Origin of the sequence: Sulfuricurvum sp. (genome assembly GCF_019163035.1) — a bacterium.
GTDB lineage: Bacteria > Campylobacterota > Campylobacteria > Campylobacterales > Sulfurimonadaceae > Sulfuricurvum.
This window is the reverse complement of record NZ_JAFLKV010000038.1, coordinates 2,166-19,698: the sequence shown is the minus strand read 5'-3', so window position 1 is coordinate 19,698 and position 17,533 is coordinate 2,166. Positions and strand designations below refer to the sequence as shown.

20 protein-coding genes and 1 pseudogene are annotated in these 17,533 nt (G+C 44.4%); 3 read left to right on the top strand and 18 right to left on the bottom strand.

From position 1 onward, the window contains the following. From mnmE to rpmH, 6 genes are all read right to left on the bottom strand, one after another. A partial coding sequence (mnmE, locus tag JZU62_RS03580) for a tRNA uridine-5-carboxymethylaminomethyl(34) synthesis GTPase MnmE (protein WP_295011973.1) occupies positions 1–1,129 on the bottom strand: 1,129 nt, incomplete at its 3' end. Next, on the bottom strand, positions 1,129–1,932 hold the full coding sequence (locus JZU62_RS03575; protein ID WP_295011971.1) for a Jag N-terminal domain-containing protein: 804 nt from the start codon (positions 1,930–1,932) through the stop codon (positions 1,129–1,131). The genes mnmE and JZU62_RS03575, both read right to left, overlap by 1 nt. Beyond that, positions 1,919–3,523: a membrane protein insertase YidC gene (yidC, locus tag JZU62_RS03570; RefSeq protein WP_295011968.1), complete on the bottom strand. Its 1,605-nt coding sequence runs from the start codon at positions 3,521–3,523 to the stop codon at positions 1,919–1,921. Before yidC ends, JZU62_RS03575 begins: the two co-directional genes overlap by 14 nt. After that, positions 3,517–3,849 (bottom strand): membrane protein insertion efficiency factor YidD, encoded by a 333-nt coding sequence (yidD, locus tag JZU62_RS03565; RefSeq protein ID WP_295011966.1) that lies wholly within the window; start codon positions 3,847–3,849, stop codon positions 3,517–3,519. The genes yidC and yidD overlap by 7 nt, the downstream gene beginning before the upstream one ends. Beyond that, positions 3,827–4,171, bottom strand: coding sequence for a ribonuclease P protein component (gene rnpA, locus JZU62_RS03560; RefSeq protein ID WP_295011964.1), 345 nt, complete (start codon positions 4,169–4,171; stop codon positions 3,827–3,829). The genes yidD and rnpA overlap by 23 nt, the downstream gene beginning before the upstream one ends. Before the next feature lie 11 nt (positions 4,172–4,182). Then, on the bottom strand, positions 4,183–4,317 hold the full coding sequence (rpmH, locus tag JZU62_RS03555) for a 50S ribosomal protein L34 (protein WP_013459438.1): 135 nt from the start codon (positions 4,315–4,317) through the stop codon (positions 4,183–4,185). A gap of 141 nt (positions 4,318–4,458) precedes the next feature. On the opposite strand from rpmH, the gene JZU62_RS03550 reads away from it, so the two are divergent. After that, complete coding sequence (locus JZU62_RS03550; RefSeq protein ID WP_295011962.1) at positions 4,459–4,983, top strand: hypothetical protein; 525 nt, start codon at positions 4,459–4,461, stop codon at positions 4,981–4,983. On the opposite strand, the pseudogene JZU62_RS10985 reads toward JZU62_RS03550, so the two are convergent. The 5 genes and pseudogenes from JZU62_RS10985 to JZU62_RS03530 form a co-directional block, all read right to left on the bottom strand. Next, positions 4,980–5,195, bottom strand: a pseudogene (locus tag JZU62_RS10985) (type II toxin-antitoxin system RelE/ParE family toxin); the annotation flags it as partial. The gene JZU62_RS03550 and the pseudogene JZU62_RS10985 sit on opposite strands and share 4 nt — an antisense overlap. 53 nt (positions 5,196–5,248) lie before the next feature. Further along, a complete protein-coding gene (locus tag JZU62_RS03545) occupies positions 5,249–5,431 on the bottom strand; it encodes a hypothetical protein (protein ID WP_295011960.1) in 183 nt (60 codons plus the stop codon). Between the two features lie 93 nt (positions 5,432–5,524). Then, a complete protein-coding gene (locus JZU62_RS03540; RefSeq protein WP_295011958.1) occupies positions 5,525–5,815 on the bottom strand; it encodes a hypothetical protein in 291 nt (96 codons plus the stop codon). A gap of 71 nt (positions 5,816–5,886) precedes the next feature. Further along, positions 5,887–8,466 carry an AAA family ATPase gene (locus tag JZU62_RS03535; RefSeq protein WP_295011956.1) on the bottom strand — a complete coding sequence of 860 codons (2,580 nt, stop codon included), beginning with the start codon at positions 8,464–8,466 and terminating at the stop codon, positions 5,887–5,889. A 75-nt stretch (positions 8,467–8,541) separates the two neighbouring features. After that, complete coding sequence (locus JZU62_RS03530) at positions 8,542–9,243, bottom strand: DUF445 domain-containing protein (RefSeq protein WP_295011954.1); 702 nt, start codon at positions 9,241–9,243, stop codon at positions 8,542–8,544. A gap of 70 nt (positions 9,244–9,313) precedes the next feature. Here JZU62_RS03530 and JZU62_RS03525 point away from each other — a divergent pair, with 70 nt between their 5' ends. Next, on the top strand, positions 9,314–9,793 hold the full coding sequence (locus tag JZU62_RS03525; protein WP_295011952.1) for a hypothetical protein: 480 nt from the start codon (positions 9,314–9,316) through the stop codon (positions 9,791–9,793). Beyond that, entirely contained in the window at positions 9,793–10,218 is a 426-nt protein-coding gene (locus tag JZU62_RS03520) for a hypothetical protein (RefSeq protein WP_295011950.1), read from the top strand. Before JZU62_RS03525 ends, JZU62_RS03520 begins: the two co-directional genes overlap by 1 nt. Here JZU62_RS03520 and JZU62_RS03515 read toward each other — a convergent pair. The 7 genes from JZU62_RS03515 to JZU62_RS03485 form a co-directional block, all read right to left on the bottom strand. After that, positions 10,209–11,516 carry an aminopeptidase P N-terminal domain-containing protein gene (locus tag JZU62_RS03515; RefSeq protein WP_295011948.1) on the bottom strand — a complete coding sequence of 436 codons (1,308 nt, stop codon included), beginning with the start codon at positions 11,514–11,516 and terminating at the stop codon, positions 10,209–10,211. The two genes, JZU62_RS03520 and JZU62_RS03515, sit on opposite strands and share 10 nt — an antisense overlap. A 29-nt stretch (positions 11,517–11,545) precedes the next feature. Further along, entirely contained in the window at positions 11,546–12,040 is a 495-nt protein-coding gene (locus JZU62_RS03510; RefSeq protein ID WP_295011946.1) for a chemotaxis protein CheW, read from the bottom strand. Positions 12,041–12,042: 2 nt separating this feature from the next. Next, the gene (locus JZU62_RS03505) at positions 12,043–14,535 is read right to left on the bottom strand and encodes a chemotaxis protein CheW (protein WP_295011944.1); all 2,493 of its coding nucleotides are present in this window, start codon (positions 14,533–14,535) and stop codon (positions 12,043–12,045) included. A 10-nt stretch (positions 14,536–14,545) separates the two neighbouring features. Beyond that, complete coding sequence (locus tag JZU62_RS03500) at positions 14,546–15,490, bottom strand: chemotaxis protein (RefSeq protein WP_295011942.1); 945 nt, start codon at positions 15,488–15,490, stop codon at positions 14,546–14,548. Further along, complete coding sequence (locus JZU62_RS03495; RefSeq protein WP_295011940.1) at positions 15,487–16,230, bottom strand: metallophosphoesterase; 744 nt, start codon at positions 16,228–16,230, stop codon at positions 15,487–15,489. The genes JZU62_RS03500 and JZU62_RS03495 overlap by 4 nt, the downstream gene beginning before the upstream one ends. Then, a complete protein-coding gene (gene argC, locus JZU62_RS03490) occupies positions 16,220–17,233 on the bottom strand; it encodes an N-acetyl-gamma-glutamyl-phosphate reductase (protein ID WP_295011938.1) in 1,014 nt (337 codons plus the stop codon). Before argC ends, JZU62_RS03495 begins: the two co-directional genes overlap by 11 nt. Then, a partial coding sequence (locus JZU62_RS03485; RefSeq protein WP_295011936.1) for a GreA/GreB family elongation factor occupies positions 17,220–17,533 on the bottom strand: 314 nt, incomplete at its 5' end. The genes argC and JZU62_RS03485, both read right to left, overlap by 14 nt.

Genomic DNA, 17,533 nt, shown 5'->3' with positions numbered 1-17,533 from the left:
CGCCGTCGTTTTCATAATCCATGAGAGAGCTCAAGGTATTAATCAACGATTGCATTTCCTGTTTGCAACTCAACCGTATAGGCGCATATTCACTAATTACAGTAGAGTCAAAACACTCTGGTAAATCCGATTTGTTCAAAATACAAATAAAAGGTTTCTCTTCGCGGTAACGCTCGATTAAATCGATAATAGCGCGGTCTTCATCATCGATTGCACGTGAGGAGTCAAACAAAGCAATCACCACATCGGCATTTTCGATAGCCGCGATAGAGCGCTCGATCCCGATCCGCTCAATCTCATCATGAGCGTTCCGTATCCCCGCCGTATCGACCAGACGGATCAAATGGGTACCGATACGCACCTGCTCTTCGATCGTATCACGAGTCGTCCCTGCTATATCGCTGACAATGGCACGCTCATAATCGAGAAGCGCATTCAGAAGTGAGCTTTTCCCGACATTGGGTTTACCGATGATAGCAACTCGAAATCCCTGCATTAACCCGCTACGTCTTCGGCTCGATTCTAGGGTACGTGAGAGAGTATGTTTAATGTTCGCGAGTTTGACTTCAATCTGATCTACAACGTCTTGAGGCAAATCCTCTTCGGCATAATCGATCACCACTTCAGAGTACGCCAAGATTTCGAGCAACGAATCTCGGATTCCCTCGATATATCCGCGCAACTCCCCCTTCATCTGACGCGCTAGTATCCGAGCGGCATCATCGCTTTTGGCTTCGATCAGTGCGGCCGTTGCTTCGGCTTGGGTGAGATCGAGCCGTCCGTTTAAAAAGGCTCGTTTGCTAAATTCTCCCGGCTCGGCTAAACGCGCCCCCTCGGACAATACCGCCCGAAGTAACGATTCAGCAACAACATAGCCGCCGTGGCATTGGAATTCCACTACCTCTTCTCCCGTAAAACTGCGAGGTGCTTGGAAATAAATCACAATCGCTTCGTCGATCAACGTACCGTCATTATGATGTAAAGAGCTAAGGGTTACATAGCGAGGTTGAAGCTGGAATTTTTGGGTAAGTTTTAATGCGATCTCGTAAGAGCGCCCTCCGCTGAGGCGGAGGATGGAGATAGAGCCAATGCCGTTTGCGGTGGCAATGGCGGCGATAGTTTCATTCATCAATATTCGTGATAGCTATTGATAATGATAAACTTACCGCCATCACGAGTTGAGCGAATAGCGACATAGCGATCAGGATAACGATCACGCAGCTGTTTGAGGGCAATTTGAACCAATACCCCATCCAATACTTTCGTCTGCGCACGTCCGTCTTGATCGATAACATCACACACGTTGATCAAATAGCGAGAAATCGACTCTTCTTGATTCTTCAAGAACTCCGCAATTTCCAAGCGCAACTGCATCCCGTATACGGCATTGATCCAGTTGAAGAGCATATAAGAGAGTGCTTTATAACGATACCCCTCTTTGCCGATCATGAGCGCCGCATCGGCACCCGTAAACTCAACAAGAAGTGTATTTTCATCATAAACACTAACATCAATACCGTTGATATCAAAACAGATATCTTTGAAGAGAACATTGATCTGCTCTTTGACTTCATCGGCACACTCTTGGGCAGAGAGCTGATAGAAATCACCCTCCAGCTCCCCCTCTTCCTCAAAATCATCGGCTTGTTCGTAAAACTCATCACCCAAGACCAACTCTTCTGGCTCAACAGGTTCAGCTGATACGATAGGCGTTTCAATCTCTGTTTCAACAACAGCAACACTCTCTTCAACCGCCTCTAAAGGCTTATGCGGAAGGTTAGCGATAATGATCGCCGATTTTCTAAAAAGACCCAGAACCCCTCTGGAGGGGAACTGAACGATCTCAACTTGAAGCGCGGTAACGGAACATCCAAATTCAGCAGCCGCTTTTGCGTATGCCTCTTCTAACGTGTGTGCTTCAATCTTTTTCATGATGCTTTTCCGCAAGATGAGCTTCGTGACGTAGTGCGCGCGCTGCTTCAAACTGTTTGTTGACCATATATTGTTGCGCAATAGAGAAAAGGTTGTTTACAAACCAGTACAGTACAAGTCCCGATGGGAACGTAATGAAAAAGAACATAAAGATAAGCGGTAAAAATTTAAAGATTTTTTCCTGCAACGGATCGGTAAAGTTGCTCGGAGTGATCTTTTGCTGATAATACATCGTAGCACCCATCAAAATAGGGAGGATGTAATACGGGTCCATACGTGAAAGGTCGGTAATCCATAATAACCAAGGAGCCCCTTGGAGTTCAACGGCATTCAAAAGTACGCGATAGATCGCAAAGAAAACAGGGATTTGGAGTACCAACGGTAAACATCCGCCCAACGGATTGGCACCGTGTTTTTTGTACATTTCCATAACTGCCGCGTTCATACGGGTCGGATCACCTTTGTACTTCTCTTGCACCTCTTTGATACGTGGAGCAATATCTTTGATCTTTTGCATCGAGACCATCCCTTTGTGGGTCAAAGGGTAAAGGAAAATACGGATAAGTACCGTAAGTGCAATAATAGACCAACCCCAGTTACCGAGTAGTCCGTGTAACCACATCAAAACTTTAAAAATCGGAGCGGCTACAAAAGTAAACCATCCGAACTCGATAGCATTAACCAATACCGGATTAATCGCTTCGAGTGTTTTATACTCTTTAGGACCGATGTATCCGTTGAACGTAAAATTCGGTGTTCCTTCCAAATAGGTAACAGGGTTGCTATTCGTATCTCTCTCAACCGTTACTTGAGTCGATTTATCAAATCCATAAAAAATAGTCGCGTAGTATTGGTCAAATGCAGAGACAAGATGAACGTCACTAAAGAGTGAACGACCTTCTACATCACCGTCTTCAAAAATGGTAGTGAGATTGTCACCCGAGTAAATCATTCCACCTACTACCGTCATCATTTGCTCAATAATTTGAGGATGCTGTCCGAGGTAGAGAGAGTAACGTTTCTCATTAGAGAGTGAAACTTTCGCGTCGTAGTGACCATCCGCATAAAATGTTAATGTTTTTGTTACGGTCAATTCAGGGAGATTTTGGGTAAGCAAGAGGGTTGCTTTTCCATTTTCGCCCAAAGCTATGTTCGTCACATCGGTCGTATACGGTGTTTTAGCCGCCGCTTCGTTCAATGCTGCATCAGCAAAACGAATTTGAAGCGGTTTAGCACCCTCAGAAGAGATTAGCTCAGAGAGTTTCCCGTCTTTTCCATTATGCTTTGCATTGCTTAAAACAACGGATGAGACCCGTCCGAGAGTATCGATTTTGAGGGTAAATTCTTTTGCGCTAATCGTAGTTAACGTGTCGGTTGTAACGGTTTTAATATCCGAAGTACTGGTAGCATTCGCTTCTGATTGTACAGCTGTCGGCTGTTCTACAACTGCCTTAGCTTCGCTTACATTGGTACTATTGGTTTCACTCTTTGAAGCGTTGGGAGGAAATAGCGTCGTATAACCTATAAAAAAGACGAAAGATAAAGCGACGGCAACGAGAAGTCGCTGATTTGGAGTAAACTTTTCTAACACTGTGACCCTTTAAACTTAAAATTTTTAATCAGAAAATAATTCTGTTGATATGGAACAAACCAGTATTTTATCGTATTTATCGAGAGTTCGGAGGGTTTTAACGTCGGTTTGTTGATAATCGGATAATCTATTCCGCCAGGAAACAGTTGATTGCACCGTAAAATACGTAAAAATGTGGAAATGAATGCACGAGGAAGAGTATTTCGTTCAAATTGCCATAGGGCAAATTCGGAACATGAGGGGTAATGACGACACGAACCTCGTGTCACCAAAGAGAATGAGTGCCGGTAAAGCCAGAGCAGTTTAAGAAAGAAGATTCTTATCATCACCTACTCCAACCATGGCACCCGTCCGTTTTAAAACATATTTGCAGTCGCGTCGCACTGTATCGAAAGAGTTGTCAAATAACCCTCTCTTGGCGACAAAAACGTACCATCCGTCTTGCGCATTGGGTGAGAATTCATCGAAAAGAGCCCGTAAGCGTCTTTTACACCGATTTCTCACTACTGCATTTCCAACTTTTTTACTGGCCGTATATCCAACTTTTTTTTCTCCCTTAAGCGGGAGATAAAACAACGCTATGGAAGTGCTATGAGCATTCTTGCCGCGTTGATAAACACGCTGAAACTCGCTGTGAAGCTTCAACATCGAGAAGCTATTTAGACAGCCAATCGTTTTCGACCTTTAGCACGACGCGCGTTTAATACTCGACGGCCATTTTTTGTCGCCATACGTGCACGGAAGCCGTGAGTACGTTTACGTGGCGTATTATGTGGTTGGTATGTTCTTTTCATAAGCCATATCCCTTTAGAAATTTTTAGCACGCAATAATAGACAATTCTTACTTAAAGATGGGTTAAGTTTCGTAAAAGCTTATTAAAACTATTTCGAAAAAGTCCGATATACTCACTAAGATTAACCTAAAAGGGTGTGCCATGACCACTGCAACCTCTTATGATGCGTATCGCTCCCACGAGCTCGCTATCTCTATGAAAACCAGTAGCGGAGATACCCTATCTCTCAACTTTACCAATGAACAATCTCTTTCGCTCAGTGAAAAAACAACCTCCGATTCCAAAGAGCAATCGTTCTCGTTTGCTTCAATGCAGGCTTTTTCTTTTAGTATGGATAGCAACGGTATCAGTGAACAAGATCAGCAAGAGATCAATGCTTTTATGAAAAAAGCACAGCCCTATATCGATAAGTTTATGAAAGAACTCGAAGATCAAAACCAAACTTCACCGATCAATAAAATCGCTTCGGATGTGACAAAACTGATCGGAAACCTCAAAACTAGTGATGAAAATGTCAAAAATCATGCGAAAAAAGGGGTAGTAGATCTCTTTGATAATGCAGTAAAAGAGACCAAAACAACCGAAAAAATCATCGAAGAGGCTCAAAAATTGATGCAAAAGATCATCGATGGATTTGATAAAATGTTTGAACCGATGTACGCTTAATTAAAGTACCGCATCGCTTGATGAAGTATCCTAAGGATGGAAACTTTCGTATCACTCACTCGGTAAATCACGATATACGGAAAACGGCGCACGACATACTCGCGTGTCCCTGATTTCTTGCCTTCTCGATAGTTTAGTGGATTTTTGAGGATTCTGATTGCGGCGTTTTTGATTGAGACAAGTGCTTGTTCAGCGATAAACGGGGATGCTTCGGAAGCGTAAAATAGCTATTTTGATTCGGTCGGCTTGAGATCACCGTGACCATTCAAGCTGCCGTTGTTCCATGCTTTTTGTGTAGTGTTTCCATAAATATTTTCATCTCTGCTTCGGCTTCTGTGTCACTGAGAACATTGCCGTTCTCAACATCCACTAAACCTTTTTCCACTTCGGCAATATACCACGCATCGTAAGCGGCTTGTTGATCTATTTGTTCGTTATTTTCGCTCATTGCGTTCTCCTTTTCGAAGATTAATAACGATATTTTAACATGGATTTTCAAAAAGTTGGATCCCCTACAAGAGAGGAGAAGACGAAAGGGGTATTAAGGCTTTAAAAAATCTCGCAATGTCGGCATCACTGACTGCCCTTTCGGGGCATTACCCAAATCCAAATTCACTTTGAGTTTCATGTGGCAATCGCGACATTCACGAATCACGGCGTGTTCTGCTATCCGTGATCCCTCGATTTTAGCTATCGGATGACACGCAAAACAATCACTTCCGCAATCCGCCATTTTAGCGGGATCGGCACTGTGGCATTTGATACACGTTTGCATCGGCTTATGACGCATATCCGTGTCGATAGTTTTAAGCAATGCGGGGTGACAGGTCATACAATCCCCTGTACACCCCCACAACGGCAATAAAAAAAATAAAATTAAAAGGATCGTTTTCATAAATGCGATTATGCCACAGAAACGGTAATCTCATCTCCAATTGCATCAAATGTGACCGATGAGCCTTCATCGACCTCTCCGCCGAGGATCAAATCAGCAAGGCGGTCTTCAACGATCTCATAGAGTGCGCGTTTGAGCGGACGTGCACCGTAGACCGGATCGAATCCCGCACTCGCAATGTAGCGTTTCGCGCTGTCGGTAAGGGTGAGGGTAATGTCACGCTCTTCCACTTTTGCCGCAATGTCTCTAAAGAATAGATCGACGATGCTGAGGATCTGCGCTTCACCCAACGGATTAAAGACTACCACATCATCCAAACGGTTTAAAAATTCGGGTTTAAAGTGCTGTTTCAACTCACCTAGCACCATAGCTTGCAATCCCTCATCACCGTGATGCGCCATGATCTTATCACTCGCGATGTTCGAGGTCAAGATGATGATGGTGTTGGTGAAATCGACCACCACCCCTTTGTTATCGGTCAAACGTCCATCATCGAGCACTTGTAAGAGGACATTGAACACATCGGGGTGTGCTTTTTCGACCTCATCGAACAAAATAACGCTGTAGGGCTTGCGACGCACCGCTTCGGTAAGCTGTCCCCCCTCATCAAACCCGACGTACCCAGGAGGGGCACCGACGAGACGTGACACGGCATGTTTTTCCATGTATTCGGACATATCGATTCGGATCATCGATTCACTGCTGTCAAAGAGAAATTTCGCCAATGTTTTCGCCGTCTGTGTTTTCCCGACTCCCGTAGGGCCGAGGAATAAAAATGATCCGATCGGACGGCTCTTATCGGAGAGTCCCGCTTTGTTTCTCTTAATTGCACGGGCTACGGCATGGGTCGCTTCTACTTGCCCTACGACATCACGGTTGAGTTCCTCTTCGATATGAAGGATCTTCTCTTTTTCACCTTGAAGCATTTTGTTCACCGGAATTTTTGTCCAGCGGCTCACAATCCCTGCAATAGAAGCTTCATCGACACTGTTTTTTAGCAGTGTCCCCTCAGCAACCATCCCTTTCCATTTCTCTTGGAGCGCTTTTTCTTCCTCAAACAGTTTCGGAATTTGACCGTATTCGATCTCTGCGGCTTTGTTAAAATCGGCCGCTTGTTTCGCACTTTCGGCTTCACGGCGTTTGGCTTCGATCTCCGCTTTGATTTTTGCTACCCGTTCGAACACCTCTTTTTCATGGGCGAATTGCGATTCCAAACTACGTCGCTCTTCCCCCGCATCGGCAAGTTCACGCTCGATCTCATCAAGTCGTTTGGTATTTGCCACGGACTCTTCCATTTTAAGAGCCTCTTTTTCGACTTGCAAATGTGTAAGACGGCGTTTAACGCTTGCCAATGCGTTCGGTTCTGATTCGATTTGCATTTTTAACTCAGCCGCCGCCTCATCGATCAAATCAATCGCTTTGTCCGGTAAAAATCGATCATTAATATAGCGATCCGAAAGTTTTGCCGCCGCCACCAATGCCGAATCGGTAATAGTGACATTATGATGGGATTCCAAACGTTCTTTGAGTCCGCGAAGGATTTGAAGCGATTGGTTCACGCTCGGCTCATCCACATTAACGGGCTGAAAACGGCGTTGAAGGGCGGCATCTTTTTCGAAATATTTACGATACTCTTTGAGCGTTGTTGCCCCTATAGTGTGTAACTCTCCACGAGCCAGTGCCGGTTTAAGGATATTCGCCGCATCCATAGACCCCTCAGAGGCACCTGCGCCGACGATCGTGTGAATCTCATCGATAAAGAGGATAACGTTTCCGCTCTTTTTTACCTCATCGATAACGGCTTTGAGACGATCTTCAAACTCTCCACGGTATTTCGCTCCTGCAATCAATGCACTCATATCGAGCGTTACGACACGCTTGTTTTGAAGACTGATCGGTACTTCTTTATTGACGATACGTTGTGCAAGTCCTTCTACAAGGGCTGTTTTACCGACCCCAGGTTCACCGAGGAGGATCGGATTGTTTTTCGTTTTACGAATCAAAATCTGCATCATGCGAGAAATCTCTTCATCCCGTCCTATAACGGGAGAGAGTTTCCCCTCTATCGCCTCACGATTTAAATCAATCCCGTATTTGGCAAGAGATTCGAGATTTTCATCCGCCGTTTGAGACTCGATTTTTTGCCCTGCACGAGACGCTTCAAACGTCTTGGCAAGTTCTCTGAGATCGATGTATTTCCCTAAGATCGATTTGAATGGATCGTTTTGGAGGTTTGCGACGATGTACGTATCAATCGCTAAAAAGCCATCACCGTTTTTCGCCATTTCCCCAGAGCTTACTTCGAGGGAATGGGCAAAATTACGGGAGAGTCGAATACTCTCTTTGGTGACATGCGATGCACTCGGAAGTTTGGACGCCGCGCTTTTGACATCGAGTTCTATCGCTGTTTTATCTACGCTCATTTTGGCGAGCATTTGATTGAGGGGGGAGTTGCTGTTGGCGAGCAATGCCCATAAAAAATGGATCGGCTCGACTTCGCTGTTTTTGTTGTGTAGTGCTAAAGAGATCGATGATTCGATCATCTCAGTCATTTGATGGGTAAGTTTTTCAAAAATATTGGCTGACATAAAATTCTCCTAGTTGAGTTACAAGAATTATAATACTTTGAGTCACTTGTTGTCAAGTCTTTTAAATCATTTTATTTAGATTATAAAAACAGAGACCAATCCGATCACCCCTCCGAACACTCCGCCCCAAACCACGAGCCATCCCAAATGCTCTTTCATCAAGGTATGCAACATCTCTTTTATCATTACAGGGGTAAGCTCTGCCAGACGTGCTTCGACAATCCCTTCAATCGATTCACTCAAATGTGTTCCCCCTTGATGAAGATGGGTATTGAGCGCAGTCATAAACGATTCACTCTGGCTAATCTCAATCGTAGAGGCTTTGATTTTTTCCAAAAACGGCTCTTTGAGTTTGCCGATGATCGCTTCGCCGCCGAACATCCCGAGCATTCCCCCCAAACTTGACTCCATCACGCTTTTTACCAACGCATCGTACGCAGGGGTAAAATCGGTTTGCTCGATAATAGGGCTCAAATCGATAGAGCGTTCTTGGGAGAGTACAAAGTTTTCGATTTTTTCAGGGGTAAAAAACTGCTCCATAATCAGCTTTTTTAGTGCTTCACGTATCGATTCGAACCGATCAATGATAATTCCCGAACCGTAAAGATAGGGAACTTTTTCGAAAAGCATATGGATCGCAAGCTGATTGGTCACAGCCCCTGAGAGGGCAAACAATCCCGCACTCCGAAGCGCTGAACCTGCGATCCCCTCTAACGTATAGGAAACACCTACCAAGGCTACTGAAACAAAATTTGTCATCCATCCTTTATCAAACATACAATCTCCTTGAGTTAATACCTGTATTATACAAAAAAGGTTAAAGTTACACCCAAAAAAGGAGAGGTAAATGATTCTACATACTATGAATACACTATTGAAATCAGGTGAATCATCGGCTATACTTGGTGCCGTCTCCACAGCACTCGATCGAAGCGATGAAGCCCCCTTTTGGCGTCAAAAAAGCCTCCCTTTTTGCGAAGCGGTTTTAAGTGCATTGATCCCTTTACGCGAACAACATCTCCTCTTTGATCCTGAGGGAAATCCCCACTCGGAACTTACTCACGAGCTTTTTTTACGCTGGTGCGATCTCTACAGCCTCAAAATTCTCGCTTTTACTTTAGCCAAAAGCAACGATCTTGGAAAGCTCACACGCACTAAAATCTCCACCGATTCTTATCAACCAATCGACTTAGAGATATTGGGAAAATATCTCAGCAGTTACAGCGTCAATCTGGAAAACGAGATGGTTGATTTTCCCAAAACCAACTACAATCTCCATATCGGAATGACATCATTGATCACCAAAATCCTCGAAGGAAAAGTCTAATGCAGGAAATGCAACCCCTCAAAGTCAACAGCTACCTCTCAGCAGGAGAGATCAAAACCCTTCTTGAGAATGTCGAATACATTCTGATGGCTGAGCCCTCTATGATGGTGGATGAACTCCCGATCCATTTCACCATTATTCTCAATACATCCGATGTTATACCTGATGAAGTAAAACCTCTGATTTTGGAGAAATTCTCTCGTGAGCTTGGTATCAGCGCAACGAGCCATGTACTAAGTAACCGTGAACGGATCGCATTCGCCATGACCACCCAAGAGACCCCGATGCCCAAACACATCGTCGATGACGCCGAAGCGAATAGTATTCCGTGGACACTGCTCCATATTATCGATTTCTTAGGGGATTCGGATGGGTTCAAAGAGGCGAAGGACGGGCTTAGCGGGTGGAGTTATAGTTACAACTGATTACACATCAGCTCTATCTCCTCCACACTCTTAGCAATTATCGACGATAGATTTTCATACCCCTCTTTGGTGACGAGGATATTATCCTCAATGCGGATACCGATACCCCGATACCGTTCCGGAACAGACTCATCATCGGCACGGAAGTAAAGTCCCGGTTCGATCGTCATCACCATCCCCGCCATAAAGGCTAATGATTCTCCCAATTCGTCCACATACGGACACGGATCATGAACATCTAACCCCATCCAGTGTCCTATCCCGTGAGGTGCATATTTTTTGTGCTCTTTGGCTTCGATAAGGGCACAAAGTTCACCGTTCAAAACCCCCAGTTTTATTAAGGCACCACATAACAGCTCTTCGCTGTAAGTTTGGAACCAATCGCGTTTAACACCCACTCGTATCGCTTCGATGACACGGAGTTGAACATCAAGGACGGCATTGTAAACCTCTCGCTGGGGATCGCTGAATTTTCCGTTAATCGGAAAGGTGCGGGTAATATCGCTCGCATAAAGTTCCCATTCGCACGCGGCATCGATCAATACCAAATCGCCGTCGCGAAGCTCGTCACGATTATCGACGTAATGGAGGGTATTAGCATTATTCCCCCCTGCGACGATAGCACCGTAGGCCTCACTCATGGCACCGTTGTTTAAAAAAACATAGTTCATTATAGCTTGTAGCTGATATTCTATCATCCCTGCACGGCATTTTTCCATTGCTTGATGGTGACCCTCGGCGGTGATAGCAATCGCTTTTTTGATCGTCTCGATCTCTTCGGGTGATTTAATGAGGCGTAAACTGTGAATCAAATAGGTGACGTCTCGGATGGAACGAATATGACGTTTAACGCCGCGTGTAGAGTGAAGTGATTGTGCCGCAGCTTTCGCTTCAATAACTCTCGCTGAATCGTTGTAGAGATCGATATAGAGGTTGATATGCTCCCGTAAAATCTCTTTGATCATTCCAAAGTATTGGGTAACATCGTGTACTTCATCGACGCTAAATCGTTCACGCGCCCCATCAATGCCAAGGCGTGCACCGTTCCAAAGAGCGTGCTCGGCATTATGCGCTTCAACAAATAGGATCGTTTTCGATGAAGTGGGAGTTTTAATCAAAACTAATACCGAGTTATCTTCGTTAAATCCGCTTAGATAATAAAAATCGCTGTTTTGACGGTAGGAGTATTCGGTGTCATTGGAACGTGTTTGGGTAGGTGCAGAGGTGATAATCGCTACCCCCTCCTCCATGATATCAAGGAGTTTGGAGCGGCGGTTTAAAAAGTGTATTTCATTCATGGCGATATTGTGCCATAAATGGAGTGAAACTAAAAGTTTCGCTCTAATAATTTTCCGACTTTGAGGATCGTAATGATGCGGTCAGCTTGTTTTCCGACTCCGTCAATCATACTCTCTTCTTCATTGATGGTATCCGGTGCCGGACCAACATCTTTTTTAGGTAAACGTATCGCTTCCGTGAGGCGATCGATAACGAATCCAGCGACATCATCATTGTTTTTCATAACAATAAAACGAGTCTCTTCCGTATGTTTTTGGGTTTCTAATCCGAAACGTGAACGCAAATCAATCAACGGAATAACCGAACCGCGAAGATTAAATACCCCTAAAATATAGGTAGGTGTTTGTGGAACACGTGTCCAAGAGATCGGTTTAATGATCTCTTGAATGCTCAAAATGGGCACCGAGAACTCTTCATCACCCACGATGAATCCGACCAATTGAATCACTTCATCGATTTTAATATCCTCTCCTGAGAGGGCTTTGTTTTGTTTGTTGATAATTTGTTGAAGTTTTTCGCTCATGATTATAGCCCCTCATTAAATTTAATATTACGTTTGACAACACTCATTAGGTACTCTGGAGAGTATGGTTTGGTGATGTATTCAACCATGCCCGACTCGACACCGCGCATACGATCCGCTTTACCGGTACGAGAGGTTACTGCGATCAATGGGAGATTTTTATACTTGTTGTATTTTTTAATCTCTGCTGCTAAGGTATAACCATCCATTCTCGGCATCTCAATATCGACCAACATTCCATCGAATGTGTGATCACCTTGTTTTAGGATATTCAATGCTTCGACGCCGTCATTGGCTTCAATGAGGGTAATTCCCATCGGTTCTAACGATTTACGCATAATAGTACGGTCAGTTTTAGAGTCATCAACGATCATGACACAATAATCACTCGCTGAATTCTTCGTTCCGATACGCCCTTTTGCTTCGGCACTCTCTTGTCCGACGGTTGATTTAACCGATTTTGCCATCTGCATCAATGCCGCAACGTCAACGATCAACGTTACGCCACCATCACCGCGAATGGTCGCCCCTGCGATCCCTTCGATCCCTTTGAGGTATTCACCAAGGGATTTAATAACGATCTCTTCTTGTCCAACCAATGAATCGACGATAAGACCGATTTTACTCTCCGCAAGACCGAGAACAACAACATAGGCATGTTCGCTGTTATCAAAGACACGCTCAACTTCGAAAATATCACCTATATGCACGAGTGAGAGGACTTCATCACGAAGACGCATAACCGAGCGGCTCTCAACGGTATAGATCTCATCTTTGCTAATACGTACCGTCTCAAGAACCGAGGCAAGAGGGATCGCATAGTACTCTTCTTGAACTCCGACCAACAACGCTTGGATAATTGCCAAGGTAAGTGGAATTTTGAGTTTCATCGACGTTCCCTTGCCCACTTCTGAGTCAATGTCGATCATACCGTTTAGTTTTTCAATGTTGGTTTTAACAACGTCCATACCGACACCGCGTCCTGAAACGCTGGTAACTTGTGCGGCAGTTGAGAAGCCTGGACGGAAAATGAGACCGAATGCCTCTTTTTCGGTCATTGCATCCGCTTCTTTTTCGGTAATAATACCTTTCTCAATCGACTTCATTTTCAGCATTTCTGCATCGAGACCTTTACCATCATCAATGATTTGAATAACGATATGGTTCCCTTCATGATATGCTTTGAGTTGGATTGTGCCACCCTCTTCTTTACCCGAAGCAACACGCACATCCGGTGTTTCAACCCCGTGGTCACATGAGTTACGGATAATATGAACGAGTGGATCACCGATCTCTTCAACGATTGATTTATCAAGCTCGGTCTCTTCCCCTGTAATCTCAAGCTCAATTTTTTTGTTTAGCTCTCGTGAAAGGTCACGAATCATACGAGGGAATTTATTAAATACTTTCCCGATCGGTAACATACGTGTTTTCATAACCGCAATTTGCAAATCGGTCGTAACCAATGAAACAATAGACACAACTTGATTAAGCTCTTCGAGGAAAGCTTCCCCTTCGTAGCGCTCTTCAACATCATCATTGATTTTGATAAGGCGATTTTTACCCAGTACGAGTTCACCAATCAAGTTCATCAAGTGGTCAAGCCGCTTAACATCAACACGGATCGTTTGTTCTACTGCTGCACCACTGCGGTTCTCTCCATCATCTTTAGGCTCAACTTTACGAGGTGTTGCTGCCGCTTTAGGAGCCGCAGGGGGAGCAACAGGAGCAGGAGTAATAGCTACCGGTGCCGGTGCTGGTACTGGTGTAGCTTTTGGCGCTTCAGGCTCTTCCGCTTTATGAGATCGTTTCGCCGCATCTTCGGCTTGGCGTACTGCGATAAGACGCTCAATTTCTGCTTCTACCTCTTCGTCACTCATACCCGAATAATCCGGCTCTTCTTCAACAGCAGCAGGAGCATGACTTGCCCGTTTTGCTGCATCTTCAGCTTGACGTACTGCGATAAGACGCTCAATTTCTGCTTCTACCTCTTCGTCACTCATACCCGAATAATCCGGCTCTTCTTCAACAGCTGCAACAGGAGCAACCGGTGCCGGTGTCGGTGTCGGTGCAGCTCCGGCTGGAGGGGGAACCGTTTCACCTAAAGATGTACCGTTAGCAACCGCATCAAGACGGACAACACACGGATTTACTTCCAATCCACTGTCTTCACCACTGTCTCGGATACGAACCAATAGCGCTTTCATCAAATCGATTGATTCGAGAATAACATCCATTACATCCGCATCGATCACTAAATCCCCATGACGTGCCATGTTCAGCAAGTTTTCCATGTGATGGGTCAAGTGAGTCAATACATCAAAATTTAAAAATGAGCTTGCCCCTTTAATCGTATGAGCTACCCGAAAGATACGGTTGAGTAAATCCAAATCATCCGGTCGTGATTCTAGCTCGACAAGATCTTGGTCAAGCTGTTCAATCAGCTCGAACGATTCAACCAAAAAGTCCTGTAATATCTCTTGAAATTCATCCATCGCTTAACCCCTATTCAATGTGAGCACGTACGACACGTGCTACTTCATCGTAAAATAAATTCGAATCAAATTTGACCAAGTACGCTTCTCCACCAGCCTCTTTACCACGTAATTCACTAAAGTAATCACTAATAGAAGAGTTAAAGACAATCGGGATCATTTTAAATCGCGGGTCTGCTTTTACATTAGCCGCGAAATGGAAACCGTCCATCAACGGCATCTCGATATCGGATGCGATAAGACGGAGTTTAGAAGCGATATTTTCACCGTATTTAGCGTACATATCTTCAAGAATTCTAAGTCCGTTTTGACCGTCGGTCGCTTCGATAACATCAAAGCCCATTTGTTCCAAGGCTTCTTTGATAATACGACGTGCAGTAGAACTGTCATCCAGAAGGAGTACAAAACCGCTAAAGTTGTATTTTCCGTCTTCGAGTTTACCACTTGCTGGCTGATAAAGTCCAAGCTCCTGTACTACGTTTTCCAAATCTAAAATTAGCAATACAGAATCACCTTCAATTCGAGTAACACCTGTAATTTTCGAGCTGTCCATTCCACCATCACCTGAAATAAAAGAGGCTGGCTCAATATCTTTCCAGTTAATCCGACGGATTCGTTTAGCTTCATGCACAACAAAACCGATCAAAATATTGTTGAATTCTGTAATAATAACCCGTGATTCTTTCTCCACACCCTCTGGTGCATCAACTCCCATCCATTTTGCCAAATTAACGACAGGGATAACCACACCACGTAAATCAAAAATTCCTTCAATAAACGGTGGAGTTCCCGGTAATTCGGTTAGTTTTGGAAAACGGATAATTTCACGTACTTTTGCAACGTTAATACCGTATATCCCCTCGTACACTTCACCGTTTTCACGTTTAAATATACGAAAATCGACGAGCTCCATCTCGTTGCTGCCGACTTTTAAAATGTCTCCTTGTCCCTTCATAGGGGCTCCTTACGAAAAACTGACTCGTACACTAACGGCTTATTTTGAATTGATTGTACAGTAAAGTATCTTTCATTGCAAGCAAAAGCACCGATGTTAATGTAATGAAATTGTGGAAAATCAAAGGAGCAATTTTGATGAAAATGCCCCTCGATCAAAATATCAATTTTTTTACCCTCAAACGAGGTTAACCGCTTCTCTATTAGTCCTTCGAAATGCTCTATAGTACGGCAATGTGATTTTCGTTTCATCTGTTGCTCTAACCATGAGACAATAAACCCTTTTCCAACACTATCGATCACTCGGAGAAATCCTAACACCAGTGGACTACGAATCAATGCCGTATAGATTTCATATCCTATCCCCATTGTGCTATCGCCATGTGAGAGCGCTACTTGTTTCCCCTCATAATCTAAAATTACAGGCTGATTTTCACGACGTACTACGTGCAGATGAGGAAAAATATCTTCCAGTAAAAAATCGTGATTTCCCTCCAAATAGATAATTTCTATTGTTGCACTGAGGCGATTGAGCGACTCGATCCCCTCGGTGTTATAGCCATAGGTTCGTCTAATCGGGCCGTAAAGCATATCGAAGACATCCCCCATCAAGATGAGTTGAGGGGCTACAATCTCCCCAGATTCTAGTGCATGAAGAAAATCGATGAAGCTAGTGCGCCACGGAGCACAATGGGCATCTGCAATAAGAATCGCACCCGTTTTAAGTGTTTTAGGGAACATACGAAATGAGCGGAATGCCGAGAGCCTCGTCCAACCCCATCATGATATTGGCATTGACGAGTGCCTGTGAACTCGCGCCGCGCATCAGGTTATCGATAGCACACATTGCAACAAGTGCATTGCCGTGACGCGTGGCATAGACATCGGCAAAGTTTGTCCCTGACGTCATTTTTGTATGGGGAGGAGCATTACGGAGACGAACAAAAGGCTTGTTCGTATAAAATGCTTCCATTAATGCCAAAGGATCACAATCGGTTTTTAAGGTTGCGTAAACACATGCCAACATCCCCCGTGTCATCGGAACCAAAGAGGGGACAAACGTTACCTTTACATCATTAGAACACAACGCCGATGCGTGCTGTTCGATCTCGGTTGCATGGCGGTGCTTGATAATATTGTAGCAGTTGATATTATCGTTGACACTTACATAGTGAACGGCAGATGAGGGCGATTTACCCGCACCCGAAACGCCCGTTTTGGAATCGATAAAAATAGGGCTTGATAGATCAATATGATCCAAAAAGGGAGCCAATGCGATCAAAGATGCCGTGACATGGCACCCCGGATTGGCAATGAGACGGGAGTTTTTGGCAATTTCTCCATGCAGTTCAGGGATCGAGTAGATCGCATGAGAGAGATTCTCGATATCTTCATGCTCACAATAAAAGGCTTCGTAGTTTTCCTGATTTAACCGATAATCGGCGGAGAGATCGACTACTTTGATTCCACGTTCCAAAAGCACTTTTGCACTCTGCATCGCCGTTTTATGAGGAAGGGCTAAAAAAATGAGTTCACACAGCTGTGCCGCACGCTCACTATCAACTTTTTCCACACTTAAATCACAAACCCCTAACAGTGAGGGGTGAAGTGCTGAAACAGTAGTCTCTCCCTCGGTATTTGCACAATAAACGAGATTAAAAATCGGATGGGAAATAAGCATTTTAACAAGCTCTAACCCCGTATAGCCGCTTACCCCGATAATACCGACGTTAATGGCTTTCAAACACGATCTCCTGATATTTCACTTCGATTACTTCGAAGTTTTTCGTTCCACCGGGGAGTTTCGCGTTGAGTTCATCCCCCTCTTCACGTCCCAAAAGCTGTTTGGCAAGCGGCGAGTTAAACGAAATAAGTCCCTGAGCAGGGTTACTCTCACACCCGCCGACAATCGTATACGTTACCTCTTCGTCTTTGTCCAAATCATTCAGTACAACCGTGGAGCCGAAACTGACACGGGCATGTTCAAGTTCGCTCGGATCGACGATTTGCGCACGTGAAATCACCTCTCCCAGTTCAGAAATAC